We start from the raw sequence: 17,288 nt of genomic DNA, 5'->3' as shown, positions 1-17,288 counted from the left end.
TTTAAGTAGTTGATACCAATTTGCATAAGTATTTGAACAATTTAACAAATAAAATCACTCTGTAACGTCGCAGCAAATACTCGGTTGGAAACTAGGGCGTGCTGACCTTTATGGATTGAAATTTATTTAATCTAGGGGCGATTTAATCGCGGCGCGAGGTTTGGAATCGAGTGAGCTAAGTAAAAATTGAGCAAAGCTTCCGCGTCCTGCTCACGCCCCTAGGAAGAATCCTTTGGTCACGTTATCGCCTATTTATGGGGAACACCACACACCATAGGCGCTGCCTTGCCTAAATACAAAATAGACTGCTGCAAAATCAATCACGAAAGGTCAACACGCCCTAGCATACTGTCAGTGAAAAACAAAAAAGGCGCCATTGGCGCCTTTTTATTTATTAGAATAAAACTTATTCTGCGGCTTGTGGTGCTACCGGCAAGTTTAACTCAGCGTTTGCTTTTAAAGCTTCAATGAATACCATGTAGTTTTTGTTAACTTGGGCCATTGTAATATTTTGCTTAAGCTGCGCTTCGATTTCGCCCTCAATAGCTGCATCTGTCACTGTTTTAAGAGCAACAATTGCTGCATCGCCGTTATTTAACTCAACCTTTTCAACTACTGGAGCAGTACTTGGATGAGCCATTTTAAAGGCGTGTTGAACGATTGCTGGAGAAACCGTATATGCTTGACGTGTCAGTGTAGCCTCTTGGCGTAGTTCTAAGCTTTGCTCAGTTGCTACGTTTGTTAAGCTCTTACCTGCTTTAATTTCTGCGTATAAGGTAGTTGCTTTCTCTTTAGCAAGTTCTGATGCTTTTTGGCTCACTAAACGCGCTTTTATCTGTTCAGACACATCTACAAGTGGTTTTGTCGTTGCAGGCACATATTCGCTAACTCGAACCACAATAACGTGCTCATCACCGATTTCTAGTACTTCTGAATTCATTTTATCTTCAAGCACGTCTGGTGAGAATAATGCTCTCATCACTGCGGGTGTGTTAAGTGGTGCTGGTAATGCGTTGCGTTCAACTAGCGCCGTTGTTTGTACTTCAACACCGGCAACTTCAGCTGCATCAACTAAAGTATCTGAAATCTCAAATGCAATTCCAGCCATTTCTGTTTGCTTTTCATAAAACGCATTTACTTTTTCAGTACGCTCTAGTTCCGCACGTAAATCAGCTTTAACCGCATCATACGCTTTTACTTGTTGGCTTTGGATATCTGTTAACTGAATTATATGGTAACCGAACTCTGATTGTACAACCTCTGAAAAGTCACCTTTTGCAGTAAGTGCAAACGCAGCGTCTTCAAATGCAGGATCCATCATATCGCGTTCGATCCAATCTAAATCACCGCCCATTTCAGCACTAACAATATCATCAGATGATGATTCAGCTAATTTAGCAAACTCAGCGCCTTGTTGTAATTGTGCTAATAAATCTTCAGCTTTACTTTTAGCTGCATCATCGTTTTCACTGCTATCAATTAAAATATGTGATACACGGCGTTTTTCCGGTTCTATATATTGCGCACTGCTTTGCTCATAATACGCTTTAACGTCATCTTCAGTCACATTCGTTTCAAGGTTTAAGTTCGCAGCATTTAAGTCAATATAGCTTACTGATACCTGTTCTGGAGCTAAAAACTGTGATGTATTTAAATCGTAGTAATCTGCAATTTCTTGCTCATTAACAACGATACTGTCTTGTAGGCTTTCTTTGCTAACTACAATGTAATCAATGCTACGAGTTTGTTGTTGTAGTGCAATCGCGCTTGTTAATTCGTTTTTCAAAGCAAAATCGCTGCCTGCAACAGCTGATACAAGCTGGCTACGAGTCATTTCTTCACGAAGGTATTCACGAAATGCTTCTGGTTGAAAATTCATTTGACGAATAACTTGTAAATAGCGATCGTTATTAAATTTTCCACCAATTTGAAAGTAAGGCAGTTCTAAAATTGATTTTTTAACACTATCATCACTTACACGAAGGCCTAACTCTGCAGCCAGTTGCGTTTGTAATTCTTGTTGTACTAAACGATCAACCACACCTTGGCGAATTTGCGCCATATAATTTGGATCTGCAGCAATTTGCGCGAAATATTCACCAAATTGTTGTTCCAAGCGTGAACGTTCATTTTGTAGTGCTCGGCTAAATTCGGTTTGGCTGATTTTAACTCCATTTACTTCAGCAACGGGTTGTTCTGTGGTTTGACCTAGGTAACCACCGATCCCTGCTAAGGCAAAAGATAAAATTACCGCGCCTAAAATAACTTTTGCTACTGGTCCTTGCGAACCCTCTCTTATTTTCTCAAGCATTTATTTATCTCTATTCTATTCGAGGCAGAAATCGCCTTGCTCATGTAAAAAAAGCGTATCTTACCAGATACGCTTTTTTTCTTGAAGCAGTTGGCGATAAAGATAGTTAATTGTGCTAAAAAGCGACTAACTTCTTACACTGCCAAAACTAACCTACTAAAACAGTGATTAGCTATTACATGCATCTTTTAGCGCTTTACCAGCTTTGAAAGCTGGAATAGTCGCTGCAGCGATTTGAATTGTTTCGCCAGTTTGTGGGTTGCGGCCTGAACGAGCGGCACGATCGCGTACTGAGAAAGTACCGAAACCAACTAGAGCAACTGAATCGCCATCTTTAAGAGCGCCTGAAACAGACTCGATGAATGAATCTAGTGCACGACCCGCAGCCGCTTTAGAAATGTCAGCGTCAGCTGCGATTTGATCGATTAATTGAGATTTATTCACAATATCATCCTCTTTCATTGTTATTATCAAGAGCGATTGTTTTTTAAACTAACATCACTATTTTGAAAATTTTAGAGCAAACTTTTTCATGCTCATACGATTGTATTTTTTCTTCAGCCTAGGCCACATAAGGCCTAGGCTTGAAAACCAGTGCTTAACTTATCATACCATCTAGATTTGAAAAGCCCTTTCAAGCACTTTTTTTCGCTTTTTTACTGGTTTTTTGGTGTTTCGACTGAAAAACTCTCAACTGGGTGTACTAAAGCAAGTTTTAAAACCTCATCAATCCAAGTAACAGGGTGAATATCAAGGCCTGCCAATACGTTGTCAGGGATCTCTTTTAAGTCACGTTCGTTAATTTTTGGAATAATAACGGTTTTAATACCACCTCGGTGGGCCGCTAGTAACTTCTCTTTTAAGCCACCTATTGGTAATACTTCACCACGCAACGTAATTTCACCCGTCATTGCAACATCAGCACGAACAGGATTACCCGTAAGACTTGAAACCAAACCAGTTACCATAGCAGCACCTGCACTTGGTCCATCTTTTGGTGTTGCTCCCTCAGGCACATGTACATGAATGTCACGTTTTTCATAAAAATCACTGTTAATTCGAAATTCATCTGCACGATTACGCACAACAGTCATAGCAGCTTGAATCGACTCTTGCATGACATCGCCAAGTGAACCGGTGTAACTTAGCTTCCCTTTACCTGGCATCGCAGCACATTCGATCGTCAGTAAATCACCACCTACTTCAGTCCAAGCAAGGCCTGTTACTTGACCAATACGATCGCCGTCTTCTGCTTTACCGTAATCAAAGCGTTGTACACCTAAGAAATCTTCAAGGTTCTGTGCATTGATAGTGACGGTTTTAGTGCCTTTTTCAAGCAAGATATTCTTAACGGCTTTGCGACATAACTTAGATATTTCGCGCTCTAAATTACGTACGCCAGCTTCGCGGGTATAATAGCGAATAATGCCAATTATAGCGCTGTCTTCTAAAACAAGTTCGTCGTCTTTTAAGCCATTGCGTTTAACTTGCTTAACAATTAAATGCTCTTTTGCAATATTTAGCTTTTCATCTTCGGTGTAACCCGACAAACGAATAACTTCCATCCGATCTAATAATGGGCCAGGAATGTTAAAGCTGTTAGATGTTGCAACAAACATTACATCCGACAAATCGTAATCAACTTCTAAGTAATGATCAGCAAAATGACTATTTTGCTCAGGATCGAGTACTTCTAATAAAGCCGATGCTGGATCACCACGCATATCCGAAGACATTTTGTCAATTTCATCTAATAAGAATAATGGATTTTTAACACCCACTTTACTCATATTTTGGATTAGCTTACCTGGCATTGAGCCAATATAAGTACGGCGATGACCACGAATTTCAGCTTCGTCGCGTACGCCACCCAGCGCCATACGTATGTACTTACGACCCGTAGAGCGTGCAATCGATTGGCCTAATGACGTTTTACCAACACCTGGAGGCCCTACTAAACATAAAATTGGCCCTTTTAGTTTATTAGTACGTTGCTGAACCGCAAGATATTCAATAATACGCTCTTTTACTTTATCAAGACCGTGGTGATCGCTATCAAGGATTTTTTGCGCACCAGCTAAATCTTTTTTCACTTTTGAGCGTTTTTTCCACGGTACATTAATTAATGTATCTATGTATGAACGCACGACTGTCGCTTCTGCCGACATTGGTGACATCATTTTTAGCTTGGCAAGCTCTGAATTTGCTTTTTCTTGTGCATCAGTGCTCATACCCGACTCTTCAATACGTTTTTTCAACGCTTCGAATTCATCTGGTACATCATCAAGTTCACCCAATTCTTTTTGGATGGCTTTCATTTGCTCATTGAGGTAGTACTCACGCTGCGATTTTTCCATCTGCTTTTTAACGCGGGTACGAATTTTCTTCTCAATTTGCAATAAATCGATTTCACCTTCCATCAACGCCATTAAATATTCAAGACGTTCCGTTACACTGGCAATCTCAAGTACTTTTTGCTTTTCTGGCACCTTAAGCGGCATGTGTGCTGCCATCGTATCAGCAAGGCGTGGCGCTTCATCAATCCCACTGACTGATGTTAATACCTCTGGTGGGATTTTTTTATTGAGCTTTACATAGCCTTCAAACTGACTTATTGCGCTGCTGATGAAAATATCTTGCTCTTGCTCATCGATTTCCTCAGAGCTAATAAACTGCGCGTTAGCAACAAAGAAGTCTTCATTTTCAATGAAGCTTTCAAGCTTTGCTCGTTGCGTACCTTCTACCAATACCTTTACTGTACCATCTGGTAATTTTAGTAATTGAAGTACGGTGGCAATAGTACCTACACGATAAATATCATCTTGTTCTGGTTCATCGACTGTTGCGTCTTTTTGCGCAACAAGGAAAATTTGTTTGTCTTTATCCATTGCCGCTTCAAGGCATTTTATTGATTTTTCACGGCCTACAAAAAGCGGGATCACCATGTGCGGATATACCACGACATCGCGCAGTGCTAACACTGGGATTTCGACTCGATCTGTTCTCTCAAGCGTCATTATTTTTCTCTTCGCTCTTCATTTATTTTAAAGATTACTCAAGTATATGGGGATAACCTAAGTAAAGTTCAACAATTTTACGTAATTGGATTAAATAAATTATAAAAAAAGGAGCCTAAGGCTCCTTTTTTATCAAAGTGAGTATATATTACTCTGCGGCCACTTTATCTTGAGTCGCGCTTTGATAGATCAAAATAGGATCTGATTCACCTTTAATAACGGTTTCATCAATCACTACTTTGCTAACATCTTCCATTGATGGGAGTTCGTACATGGTATCAAGTAATACAGCCTCAACAATTGAGCGAAGACCACGTGCACCCGTTTTACGCTCCATTGCTTTGTGGGCAATAGCGCGAAGCGCATCATCACGAAACTCAAGTTCAACGTCTTCCATACCAAATAATGCGCCGTACTGTTTAGTTAAGGCGTTTTTAGGCTCATTTAGAATTTGTACTAAAGCCGACTCATCTAATTCAGTTAACGTTGCAACCACTGGTAAGCGGCCAATAAACTCTGGAATTAAACCATACTTTACTAAATCTTCAGGTTCAACATCTTTAAATGTTTCACTTAAAGAACGACTCGCCGCTGATTCTTTGACTTGTACGCCAAAACCGATACCAGTATTTTTCTGGCTTCGCTGCTCAATTACTTTATCAAGGCCAGAGAATGCACCACCACAGATAAATAAGATTTTAGAGGTATCGACCTGTAAAAATTCTTGCTGTGGGTGTTTGCGCCCGCCTTGTGGTGGAACCGATGCAACTGTACCTTCAATTAATTTAAGCAATGCTTGCTGCACGCCTTCACCCGATACATCGCGTGTAATCGAAGGATTATCCGATTTACGTGAAATCTTATCAATTTCATCAATGTAAACAATACCGCGCTGGGCTTTTTCTACATCGTAATCGCACTTTTGTAATAGCTTTTGGATGATGTTTTCAACATCTTCACCTACATAACCGGCTTCAGTTAGTGTTGTTGCATCTGCCATCGTAAATGGCACATCTAATAAGCGTGCAAGTGTTTCGGCTAATAATGTTTTACCACTACCCGTTGGGCCAATTAGTAGAATATTACTTTTGCCTAACTCAATATCAGATTTACCATTTTGATTACGCAAGCGTTTGTAATGATTATAAACCGCTACAGAAAGTACTTTTTTAGCGTGATCTTGACCAATTACATAATCATCTAAGTGATTACGAATTTCTTTTGGTGCAGGTAGTTTATCAGACGTGTTGTGCTTAGGCGCAATGTCTTTGATTTCTTCCCTGATGATATCGTTACACAGCTCTACACATTCATCACAAATGTATACTGAAGGACCTGCAATTAGCTTACGAACTTCGTGTTGGCTTTTGCCACAAAAAGAGCAGTATAACAATTTATTACTTTTGTCGCCGTCTGTAGGAGTGTCAGACATTCAGCTACCTCATCTTATACGTTGGCTGCCAAACTACTTAGCAGCTATTTCAATACGCTCAACTATACCAAATTATATTGGTTTTCACATAGTAAAGGACAAAGCTAGTAACAATTAACTACTAGCTTGTGTAATTACTTGCTCTCGCGATTAGTAAATACGGCGTCAACTAAACCATAATCAACAGCTTGGGCTGCACTCATAAAGTTATCACGGTCGGTATCTTTTGAAATCACATCTAATGGTTGGCCAGTATGCTCTGCCATTAAACGGTTTAATTTGTCTTTAATAGACAGGATTTCTTTGGCGTGTATTTCAAAGTCTGATGCTTGACCTTGGAAACCGCCTAATGGTTGGTGGATCATTACCCGTGAATTAGGTAAACAATAGCGTTTGCCTTTTGCACCAGCTGTTAATAAGAATGCACCCATGCTAGCCGCTTGGCCAACACAAATTGTACTTACATCTGGCTTAATAAAATTCATGGTGTCATAAATTGCCATGCCCGCAGTAACTGAACCGCCTGGTGAATTGATATATAAAAAGATATCTTTTTCTGGGTTTTCTGACTCTAAAAATAGCATTTGCGCTAAAATTAGGTTAGCCATGTTGTCTTCAACCGGGCCAGTTAAAAAAATGATTCGCTCTTTTAATAGTCTCGAATAAATATCATACGAGCGCTCGCCTTTCGCTGTTTGTTCAACAACCATAGGTACTAATGCATTGAGTGGATCTGTAATACCAGTGTTCATATTTATCTAATTCCTTATGCGCTTATACTTATCCTTATTATAAGGAAGCATAGTTATTTTTTGGCGAAATTGAAGGCCACAAACTAAAATGGCTCGGGCACGCTGCATAATACAGTGTAACACGAGCCATTTAATCGTTAGCGAGGGCTTAAGTCAATGACTTATTATGCACCTTGCTGTGGATTCATGATGTCATCAAATGCTTTTTCAACGTCAGTTACATTTGCTTTAGCTAAAATAGCTTCAACAGCTTGCTCTTCCATTGCTACATTACGCATTTGCTGCATAAGTTGATCATTTGCTTTGTAATATTCTACAACTTCAGTAGGATCTTCATATGCAGAAGCCACTGTTGCAATTAATGCTTCAACTTTAGCATCATCAACTTTGATCTCGTTCGCTTTAATTACTTCACCTAATAATAGGCCAGTTTTAACGCGAGTTACAGCTTGTTCGTGGAACAATTCAGCTGGAAGCTCAGGCATGTTTTTAGCGTCGCCACCAAAACGTTGTGCTGCTTGTTGACGTAGTGCATCAATTTCTTGATCTACTAGCGCTTTAGGCACATCGATTTCGTTGTTAGCTAAAAGACCTTTGATTGCTTGGTCTTTCACGTTAGCTTTAACCGCTTGGTCAAGTTCACGTGTCATGTTCTTTTTCACTTCTTCTTTAAGTGCGTCAACGCCGCCTTCAGTTACACCGAATTTAGTTGCGAATTCTTCGCTTAATTCAGGTAGCTCTTGCGCTTCAACTTTCTTCACTGTGATAGTGAATTGAGCTGCTTTGCCTTTAAGATTTTCAGCATGGTAATCATCAGGGAATGTTACATCAGCAACAACTTCTTCGCCTGCTTTTTTACCTATGATATTATCTTCAAAACCTGGGATCATACGACCTTGGCCAAGTTCTAATGGGAAGTCTTCAGCTTTTCCGCCTTCAAATACTTCACCGTCGATAGTACCTACGAAGTCAACTGTTACGCGATCGTTCTCGCCAGCAGCTGTATCTACGTCAGCCCAATCTGCGTGTTGCTTACGAAGAGTTTCTAGCATGTTAGCTAGATCTTCGTCAGTAACCGTTACAGCAGGTTTTTCAACAGCAATTTTGTCTAAACCTTGAACTTCTACTTCAGGGTAAACTTCAAATGTTGCTGAAAACTCTAAATCTTTACCCGCTTCAAGTGCTTTAGGAGCAAATGTTGGTGCGCCAGCTGGGTTAATTTTTTCAGCTACAATAGCTTCATAAAAATTACGTTGCATTACTTCGCCAGCTACTTCTTGACGAACTGCGCCACCGTAACGTTTGTTGATTACAGACGTTGGTACTTTACCAGGACGGAAACCATCAATACGCTGGGTTTTAGACAGTTGTTGTAAGCGTTTTTTTACTTCGGTCTCAACGTTCTCTGCAGGAACGGTGATGGTCAGACGGCGCTCAAGGCCTTGAGTCGTCTCAACAGAAACTTGCATGATATACCTCAATCTTCAATTTTGGCGACTGTTCGCCTTCCTTACAAACACGGTGATCACTATGCGTTTTGGCACGTTCAAAGTCATTTAATGACTTATCAACCCCATCTCCACTATAAGATACCAATGCTGCTCTGCCCTTCGGGCACTATGTTAAACAATAGACGCGGCATTATAACCTAATATTTATGATAGTCGAGTCTAGGGGGCAATTATTTGGTTAGATAGCGCATTATAGAAGGTGATAGGATAAAAAACAGGCGTTTTAGATAGCAATTTTTAAGAGCATTCGCTTTTTTGAATAAAAATGATGAAATGGTTTTATAAAATATATTATGAAGAATTTTTATTTTTTGTGTTTTGAAGAAATTATAAATTTAATATCACTTAACTTTAGAGGTAAAGAAAGTGGTCGGCGATGCAGGATTTGAACCTGCGACCCCTTGGACCCAAACCAAGTGCGCTACCAAACTGCGCTAATCGCCGACATATGAAGAATTAACTTCTATTTTTCTGTGAACACTTAAACTGAGAATTTAAGACCATTTCCTAAAGAAAGTGGTCGGCGATGCAGGATTTGAACCTGCGACCCCTTGGACCCAAACCAAGTGCGCTACCAAACTGCGCTAATCGCCGATATTCTTTGTGTAAATTGGGGTGACTGATGGGGCTCGAACCCACGACAACCGGAATCACAATCCGGGGCTCTACCAACTGAGCTACAATCACCACGGCATTTACATGTTTTCAAATGGTGCACCCAGAAGGATTCGAACCTTCGACCGACGCCTTAGAAGGGCGTTGCTCTATCCAGCTGAGCTATGGGCGCATCGAAAACTTCATAGCGAACCAATAAGCTACTTTAATTAAGAGGTGGTCGCGATACAGAATTTTAATTCTGCGACTGAATTGAATATACTCAAATCAATCTTGCTACACTTTAACTTTAAAAAAGTGGTCGGCGATGCAGGATTTGAACCTGCGACCCCTTGGACCCAAACCAAGTGCGCTACCAAACTGCGCTAATCGCCGATGCCTATTATTGTTAGCGAGTGACCTCGTTGACAACGGGGTGCATAATAGTGATTTGACCGGGTTAGGTCAAACCTTTTTTTAAGAAAATAAATCAATCGCTCACTTTTAGTTCATAATGGCTAAATATTGTAAAACCAAGCTAAAATTTCAGCACTTTTATATAATTCGAAGGTGAATATAAGAAAAGCAACTTGGCGCTTTAATGCTTTTCTGCGAAAATAGCTTCTAGAATAAAGACAAGACTATAATGAGATTGGTTATTACCAACTGCGTTTACCCCATTAAAAACGTTTATACTCTTGCTAAGTATCAGTTTCAAGTTAACTAACCCCAATTAAAGGTCACCCATGACGGCAAACATCATCGATGGTAAGGCAATAGCTAAACAAGTACGAAGTGCAGTAGCACAACGAGTAAGTGAACGTGTTGCAAATGGTTTACGCGCACCAGGCCTTGCTGTTGTACTTGTAGGACAAGACCCAGCGAGCCAAGTTTACGTAGGCTCAAAGCGTAAAGCCTGTGAAGAGGTTGGTTTTGTATCAAAATCATTTGATTTACCGGCAGACACAAATGAACAAGCATTATTAGATTTAATCGATGAACTTAACAACGATGCCCAAGTCGATGGGATTTTAGTCCAACTACCTTTACCTGAAGGGCTTAATGTTGAAAAAATTCTTGAGCATATTACGCCGCTCAAAGACGTTGATGGTTTTCATCCATACAATATCGGTCGTTTAGCACAACGAATGCCAGCTCTTCGCCCTTGTACACCAAAAGGGATTATTACACTGCTTGATTCAACGGGCGTAAAATACAAAGGAATGCATGCAGTTGTTGTAGGTGCCTCGAATATTGTTGGTCGCCCTATGGCATTAGAGTTATTGCTGGCGGGTTGTACGACTACTGTATGTCATAAATTTACGCAAGATTTAGAAACTCATGTACGCCGCGCTGATTTGTTGGTTGTCGCAGTAGGTAAACCTGAGTTTATTCCAGGAGACTGGGTTAAAGAAGGCGCTATCGTAATCGATGTAGGTATCAACCGTTTAGACACTGGTAAATTAGTGGGTGACGTTCAATATGATATCGCTGAGCAAAAAGCACATTTCATCACGCCAGTCCCTGGTGGTGTTGGTCCGATGACGGTTGCAAGCTTAATTGAAAATACATTGGAAGCGTGCGAAAAATATCACGGTTAATACTACAAATAAAATTATCGCATATTAAAAAGGGTTGCCAATTGGCAACCCTTTTTATATACCCAAGTCACCTCAAGATGTGAGTTTCAGTTGGAATTAAAAGCGATTTAGGCAAGGCATTGATTGCAGGTAATGGTTATTCCCTTATCAAAATCTATAACACAGTATAAATCGCTTTAAACCAACCCGTTGGGCGTTTCACAGGCACTTACTCTGCGTTGTCACTCCTAAAAGGGACCGCCATTATTGCGAAGTAACGCCTTGATATTAAGCCCCTGTGAAACGCTGAATCCTGCACCTTGAGGTGACCTGGGTATATACGGTTAATTGCTTATTACGCTTTACGCCACGTCGTTTTACCCGCTGAATCTTCTAGTATTACACCAAGTGCATTCAACGCATCACGCGCTTCATCCGCTGCGGCCCAATCTTTACTGGCACGTGCATCATTGCGTTTGACGATTAACGCTTCAATTTGTGCAACTTCATCATCTGCTTGAGCCCCTTGTAAAAATGCTTCTGGTGTCTGCTGTGCAACACCCAACACTTCACCTAAACTGCGCAGCACAAATGCTAACTGCCCTGCTTGCGCAGTCTCACTATCTTTTACGCGGTTAAGCTCTTTAGCAAGCTCAAACAATACTGGCAATGCCTCTGGGGTATTGAAGTCATCATCCATTGCTTTTCTAAATTTAGCCACGTATTCATTTCCTGCTAAATCACAATTGATAGGCTCAACGCCACGTAAGGCTGTATAAATGCGCTCTAGTGACGAGCGCGCTTGATCTAAATTTTCTTGCGAGTAGTTTAACTGGCTGCGGTAGTGACCCGATATTAAAAAGTAACGCACTGATTCAGGGTCATACTGTTTTAATACTTCACGTACCGTAAAAAAGTTATCGAGCGATTTAGACATCTTCTCTTTATTAACTTGTACCATTCCGGTGTGGATCCAAGTATTTACGTATTTACCGTTATTTGCACAGCATGATTGTGCTATTTCATTTTCATGATGCGGAAACTGTAAATCAGAACCACCCCCATGAATATCAAAATGCTCACCTAAATGCTTAGAACTCATTGCAGAACATTCAATATGCCAACCAGGACGACCCTCACCCCAAGGTGATGTCCATGATGGCTCACCCGCTTTGGCTTTTTTCCATAATACAAAGTCAAGCGGATCGTCTTTATCTTGCGCAACTTCAACACGTGAACCCGCTTGTAGCATTGTTAGGTCTTGTTGTGACAATGCACCGTACTGCTCAAACGTTGATACATCAAACAATACATCGCCATCAGCTGCAACATAAGCATGGCCTTTGTGTACTAAGCGCTCAACCATTTCGATAATTTCATCCATATGGCCTGTTACTGTTGGTTCAACATCCGGGCGCAACATGTTTAAACTATCAAAATCTTCATGCATTGCTTTAGTCATACGTACGGTTAAATCATTAATCGCTTCGCCATTTTCATTGGCGCGCTTGATAATTTTATCATCAACATCGGTGATGTTACGTACATACTTTAAATCATAACCAATATGGCGAAGGTAACGTACGATCACGTCAAAACTTACAAATGTACGTGCATGACCAATATGGCAGTAATCATAAATGGTGATACCACACACATACATGTCGATTTTACCGTCGACCATTGGTTTAAATTGCTCTTTTTGACGTGTCAGTGTGTTGTATATATTTACCATTTATTTTGAGTCCTTGACTATTTACTTGAATTACTATGTTAACACTTGAAAAGCCCCTGCTCTAGCGCTTTATCAATTGAATAAGCACTTTGTTTATCTTAGCTAACTAAGATAAAATAGTGCCAAATAAATCAGCTAATAGGAAACCTCATGGTTGTTCTACACACAAATTTTGGTGATATCACCATTAACATGCACAAAGATGACGCGCCAAACACAGTTAAAAATTTTTTACAGTATGCAAATGCTGGTTTTTATGACGGTACTATTTTTCACCGTGTAATTGATGGTTTTATGGTACAAGGCGGCGGCTTTGAGCCTGGCATGACACAAAAAGAAGTGCATGACCCGATTCAAAATGAAGCAAATAACGGCCTTTCAAATAAGGTTGGTACACTTGCAATGGCACGTACTCCTGATCCACATTCAGCAACTGCGCAGTTTTTCATTAACGTCAATAACAACGATTTTTTAAATTTCAGTAGTGAAACATCACAAGGCTGGGGTTACTGTGTGTTTGCTGAAGTTGTTGAAGGCATGGACATAGTTGAAAAGATCAAAAACGTTGCGACTGGAAGTGCTGGTCACCACCAAGATGTTCCGCTTGATGACGTTATCATCAAAAGCGTAACTGTTAGCTAAGTTACCTTTCATTTAAAGCGGATGTTTCATCCGCTTTTTATTCTCCGTTAACGTTTACGAGTCACAATGCGCCAAACTTATTTTATTGCCGACCTTCATTTAAGTGAAAACCGCCCAGATATCAGCGCTGCTTTTTATCAATTTTTAGATTCTCACATTCTTAATAAAGACATTGACGCTCTGTATATACTCGGTGATTTTTTTGAAGTATGGGTTGGGGATGATTACGTTACAGCGCTCTCTACGGAAGTGGCTAAACGCTTAAAGGTTGTAAGTGACAACGGGACACCCGTGTATTTTGTACATGGCAACCGTGATTTTATTATGCGTGAAAAATACGCCCAGCAAGCTGGTATGACTTTATTGCCTGAACAAATTGTTATTGATTTATATGGTACACCCACCGTCATTTTGCATGGCGATGAAATGTGCACACAAGATATCGAATATCAAAAGTTTCGTAAGAAAGGTCGTGGTTGGTGGTGGCCACGTTTAATGCTCGCTATGCCACTGTGGTACCGCCGAAAGGTAGCACAAAATGCTCGAGAAAAATCAAAACAAAATCAAGCTGGTAAAGCATTAGAAATTCTAGATGTAACTGAAAAAGCTGTGCTAGAAACTTTTGATAAACACCAAGTACAGCATATGATTCACGGCCATACTCATCGTCCTAATGTGCACCACTATAAAGTGGATAATCAAACTCTCACACGAACAGTGTTAGGCGATTGGTACACACAAGGATCATATTTAGTGGTCACAGCCAAAAAACAAATGTTGAAAAGTGAGCCATTCGCACAAAATTAAATAGTTAGTTAGGGCTATTATTCTCTCTTTATAAATGTGTAGTTAGCGTTGGCACACCGCTATGGAATTTAAAATCAATGTCTGGCGTGGCAATTAGTTCAGCTTCTTTATCACCAAAAAATGCTACACGCTCAGCAACATCAAAGTCTGCAATTTCTTGCGCCAACGTTAAATAATCTTGGTAATGACGCGCTTCTGAGCGTAATAAAGAGATATAAAAATCGCCTAAACGTTTATCAACATGCGGAGCAAGCTTTGCAAACCGTTCACATGATCGCGCTTCAATGTAAGCACCCACTATTAGCTTATCCACCAAAGCATCTGGTTCAAAAGTCTTAACATGACGTAACATGCCTTTTGCATAACGACATGGCGTAATACTTTGATATTCTATACCGTACTCATCCATAATTTCTAACACTTGATAAAAGTGGTGCAACTCTTCTTTAATCAACATCACCATTTTATCAATCAAATCTTGCCCGTAAAGTGAATCAGATTTGGGGATCACTGATTTAGTCAGTTTATTTTTAACAGCTAAATCGCGCCAGTTACCCTCGCGCTTATAAATAAGCGTTTCAAATGGTTTTAGCCATTCTAATAACGCATCACTGCCCTCTTTATCAACTGCATATTTACGAATTAAAAACATTGCAGATTGTGCGGCTTTTAATTCACAAATTAAATGATCAATTAAAATAACGGTTAGATTTTCTTTTTTTGTCGCTTCTATAATCCACTCTTGCGGAGTTTCACATTGAAGAAAAGATAATATTGGGGCGAGCAACTCTTGATTTGACATGGTAAAAATTCATTATCGTAAACTTTAAATGAGCCAAAATTATACCATACACATAACAATAGTATCGATAAAATACGGGTAGTAAAAATAGAAATAAATCTGAGTTTATCAAGATAAAGCCTATTTTTTAAAATTAAAATCATTAGGGCCTGTTGACCTTTGTGGATTAAAATTCGTTCAATTTAGGGGCGATTTAATCGCGCGCGAGATTTGTAATCGAGTGGGCTAAGTAAAAATCGAGTAACAAAGAGTTAATCGCTCCTAGACAGAACCCTTCGGGCAGCGCATGTTTGGTTTTTATGCTTCGTTATCGCCTATTTATTGGGAATAACCACACATCATAGGCTGTTCAATAAATTTAAACCAACATAAACTTATCAAAAATCAGATCCTGCCTTGAAATCCTCCTATCACACGTTATTCTTAAAAATAGTGTTGCCGTCGTTATTAATAGGATCTCAATTGATTAGAAATGGTGTTAACCAGAATAACAAACCTAGCTTAAGCGCTAATAACACACTAAAATCGCCTCCTTTAAATATGTTATCACTGTTATTTTTTACATGGATACTGGCTTTTCCTGCTTGTGCTCAAACCAAAAAACTTAAAATAGCCATTGGTGATGATCTAGCACCGTGGATCCATAACGACGGGCAATCAGGTATTTTAATTGATATGGTGAAAGACTGCTTGAAGCCAACCAATTATAAACTTGAGTTTATTTCCTTCCCCTATGCCAGACGCCTTACTGCATATAAAATGAATGAAGTTGATGCGGTAATAGATATCAATTCAATTGTTATTGCCAGTGAATCATTAAATGGTTTTTTTACAGGTAACATATATGCCTATGAAAACTTTGCTTTTGCCCTCTCTGAAAACAATTTTTTGGTAAAAAGCATCCCTGATTTAGAGCGCTACTCTTTACTGTCATGGCAAGGTGCAATTGATCGCCTGGGTAGTGAGTATGAAAAAATGGCTAAAGCAAACCCAAAATACCTTGAAACTAGTCGTCAAAATAATCAAGTAAGAATGCTCTTTAAAAAGCGAGTTGACTTTATCCAACTCGACTATCAGATTTACAATTACTACAAAGCAGAATTAATACAAGAAAATGAAATTGACGCTAAGCTCGATGTTTCTTCATTTGCGCTATTTGGTAAAAGTTCGAATGGGCTGCTGTTTAAAAATGAAACATTAAAAGATATCTGCAAAAGCCAGCTAGAAAAACCTATGATGAAACGTAAATATAAAGATGTATCACCGTGAGGCTCGCTTTGCTAATGCCTATTAATAAGGAATAACCACACCGTACTTTGCTTAAAACCCATTTAACCGTTTCTTGACAAGTATCAGTTACTGACCCATAACTTAATACAAGCTGTATAAAAATAAAACAGTGAACTAATTCAGTTTATGGGGCACACATTATGATATTAAACCATTTATGGGGCATTTATGCTCACCCACTCGAAGAGTGGCAAACTATTGATAACCGCCATGAAAGCTTAACTTATAGCTTATCGCATATATTACTAATTGCACTATTCCCATCCGCTATGGGGTATTACTCTTCCGTTTATTTAGGTTGGAGTATTGGTGCGGGTAACCCGGTATTTTTAACGCATGATAGTGCTATATTAATTGCAGGAGCTATGTATATCGCATTAATCATTGGTGTGTTTGCGCTTGCTTATTTAGCTCATTGGATGGCGGTCACTTTTGGGTCAAAACCAACATTTACCCAAACGCTAGAGCTTGCAGCATACACATCAACTCCCGTATTCATGTCTGCATTAGCCGCATTTTGGCCTGTCCTGTGGTTTGTTGTTTGTATAGGAATGATTGCATTAGCATATTCAGTTTACCTGTTGTATACGGGTGTACCTATTTTAATGCATATACCGCAAGAGCGTGGCTTTATTTACGCAAGCTCAGTCGTAACGTGTGGTTTGATTTTACTGGTAATTATTTTAGCCGTGACAGCTATATTATGGACAAATGGCATTGTTGCTCCTATGTTTACATAGAATAAGCGATGTAAAAAAGCATGTTATCTACATAAAACAGGTGTAATACTAAGTAGTAGATTTATTATTTAAATT

Annotated in this window: 13 protein-coding genes and 5 tRNA genes; 5 read left to right on the top strand and 13 right to left on the bottom strand. The window is 39.6% G+C overall.

The features are described from left to right. Positions 1-406: 406 nt before the first annotated feature. The 11 genes from A7967_RS03010 to A7967_RS02960 all read right to left on the bottom strand — a co-directional run bounded on the left by A7967_RS03010 (position 407) and on the right by A7967_RS02960 (position 10,013). Complete coding sequence (locus tag A7967_RS03010; protein WP_054206305.1) at positions 407-2,311, bottom strand: SurA N-terminal domain-containing protein; 1,905 nt, start codon at positions 2,309-2,311, stop codon at positions 407-409. 168 nt (positions 2,312-2,479) lie between these two features. Continuing rightward, positions 2,480-2,782 (bottom strand): HU family DNA-binding protein, encoded by a 303-nt coding sequence (locus A7967_RS03005; RefSeq protein ID WP_305777735.1) that lies wholly within the window; start codon positions 2,780-2,782, stop codon positions 2,480-2,482. A 185-nt stretch (positions 2,783-2,967) separates the two neighbouring features. Then, on the bottom strand, positions 2,968-5,328 hold the full coding sequence (gene lon, locus A7967_RS03000) for an endopeptidase La (RefSeq protein WP_054206304.1): 2,361 nt from the start codon (positions 5,326-5,328) through the stop codon (positions 2,968-2,970). A 148-nt stretch (positions 5,329-5,476) separates the two neighbouring features. After that, positions 5,477-6,760, bottom strand: coding sequence for an ATP-dependent protease ATP-binding subunit ClpX (clpX, locus tag A7967_RS02995; RefSeq protein ID WP_054206303.1), 1,284 nt, complete (start codon positions 6,758-6,760; stop codon positions 5,477-5,479). Between the two features lie 134 nt (positions 6,761-6,894). Beyond that, positions 6,895-7,512: an ATP-dependent Clp endopeptidase proteolytic subunit ClpP gene (clpP, locus tag A7967_RS02990; RefSeq protein WP_054206302.1), complete on the bottom strand. Its 618-nt coding sequence runs from the start codon at positions 7,510-7,512 to the stop codon at positions 6,895-6,897. A 164-nt stretch (positions 7,513-7,676) separates the two neighbouring features. After that, the gene (gene tig / locus A7967_RS02985; protein ID WP_054206301.1) at positions 7,677-8,981 is read right to left on the bottom strand and encodes a trigger factor; all 1,305 of its coding nucleotides are present in this window, start codon (positions 8,979-8,981) and stop codon (positions 7,677-7,679) included. Between the two features lie 409 nt (positions 8,982-9,390). Next, a tRNA-Pro gene (locus A7967_RS02980) sits at positions 9,391-9,467 on the bottom strand. 73 nt (positions 9,468-9,540) lie between these two features. Beyond that, a tRNA-Pro gene (locus tag A7967_RS02975) sits at positions 9,541-9,617 on the bottom strand. Between the two features lie 17 nt (positions 9,618-9,634). Then, positions 9,635-9,710: transfer RNA gene (locus A7967_RS02970), tRNA-His, on the bottom strand. 23 nt (positions 9,711-9,733) lie between these two features. Beyond that, positions 9,734-9,810 (bottom strand) — tRNA-Arg (locus tag A7967_RS02965). Between the two features lie 126 nt (positions 9,811-9,936). Next, positions 9,937-10,013: transfer RNA gene (locus A7967_RS02960), tRNA-Pro, on the bottom strand. Between the two features lie 350 nt (positions 10,014-10,363). Here A7967_RS02960 and folD point away from each other — a divergent pair. After that, a complete protein-coding gene (folD, locus tag A7967_RS02955) occupies positions 10,364-11,218 on the top strand; it encodes a bifunctional methylenetetrahydrofolate dehydrogenase/methenyltetrahydrofolate cyclohydrolase FolD (protein WP_054206300.1) in 855 nt (284 codons plus the stop codon). A gap of 334 nt (positions 11,219-11,552) precedes the next feature. On the opposite strand, the gene cysS is transcribed toward folD, so the two are convergent. Next, complete coding sequence (gene cysS / locus A7967_RS02950) at positions 11,553-12,932, bottom strand: cysteine--tRNA ligase (RefSeq protein WP_054206299.1); 1,380 nt, start codon at positions 12,930-12,932, stop codon at positions 11,553-11,555. Positions 12,933-13,082: 150 nt separating this feature from the next. On the opposite strand from cysS, the gene A7967_RS02945 reads away from it, so the two are divergent. Continuing rightward, a complete protein-coding gene (locus A7967_RS02945; protein WP_054206298.1) occupies positions 13,083-13,574 on the top strand; it encodes a peptidylprolyl isomerase in 492 nt (163 codons plus the stop codon). A 66-nt stretch (positions 13,575-13,640) separates the two neighbouring features. After that, the gene (locus A7967_RS02940; RefSeq protein WP_054206297.1) at positions 13,641-14,381 is read left to right on the top strand and encodes a UDP-2,3-diacylglucosamine diphosphatase; all 741 of its coding nucleotides are present in this window, start codon (positions 13,641-13,643) and stop codon (positions 14,379-14,381) included. A gap of 28 nt (positions 14,382-14,409) precedes the next feature. Here the strand turns inward: A7967_RS02940 and miaE are convergent, their stop codons facing one another. After that, positions 14,410-15,183: a tRNA isopentenyl-2-thiomethyl-A-37 hydroxylase MiaE gene (gene miaE / locus A7967_RS02935; RefSeq protein WP_054206296.1), complete on the bottom strand. Its 774-nt coding sequence runs from the start codon at positions 15,181-15,183 to the stop codon at positions 14,410-14,412. A 462-nt stretch (positions 15,184-15,645) separates the two neighbouring features. On the opposite strand from miaE, the gene A7967_RS02930 reads away from it, so the two are divergent. Together A7967_RS02930 and A7967_RS02925 are read left to right on the top strand one after the other, a co-directional pair. After that, entirely contained in the window at positions 15,646-16,452 is an 807-nt protein-coding gene (locus tag A7967_RS02930) for a substrate-binding periplasmic protein (RefSeq protein WP_054206295.1), read from the top strand. A 161-nt stretch (positions 16,453-16,613) separates the two neighbouring features. Then, the gene (locus A7967_RS02925) at positions 16,614-17,213 is read left to right on the top strand and encodes a Yip1 family protein (RefSeq protein WP_054206294.1); all 600 of its coding nucleotides are present in this window, start codon (positions 16,614-16,616) and stop codon (positions 17,211-17,213) included. The last annotated feature ends 75 nt before the right edge of the window (positions 17,214-17,288 follow it).

The organism is Pseudoalteromonas neustonica, from assembly GCF_001653135.1.
Taxonomy (GTDB): Bacteria; Pseudomonadota; Gammaproteobacteria; order Enterobacterales; family Alteromonadaceae; genus Pseudoalteromonas; species Pseudoalteromonas neustonica.
The sequence above is the reverse complement of the archived record's forward strand: the minus strand, read 5'-3'. Positions and strand labels throughout refer to the sequence as shown.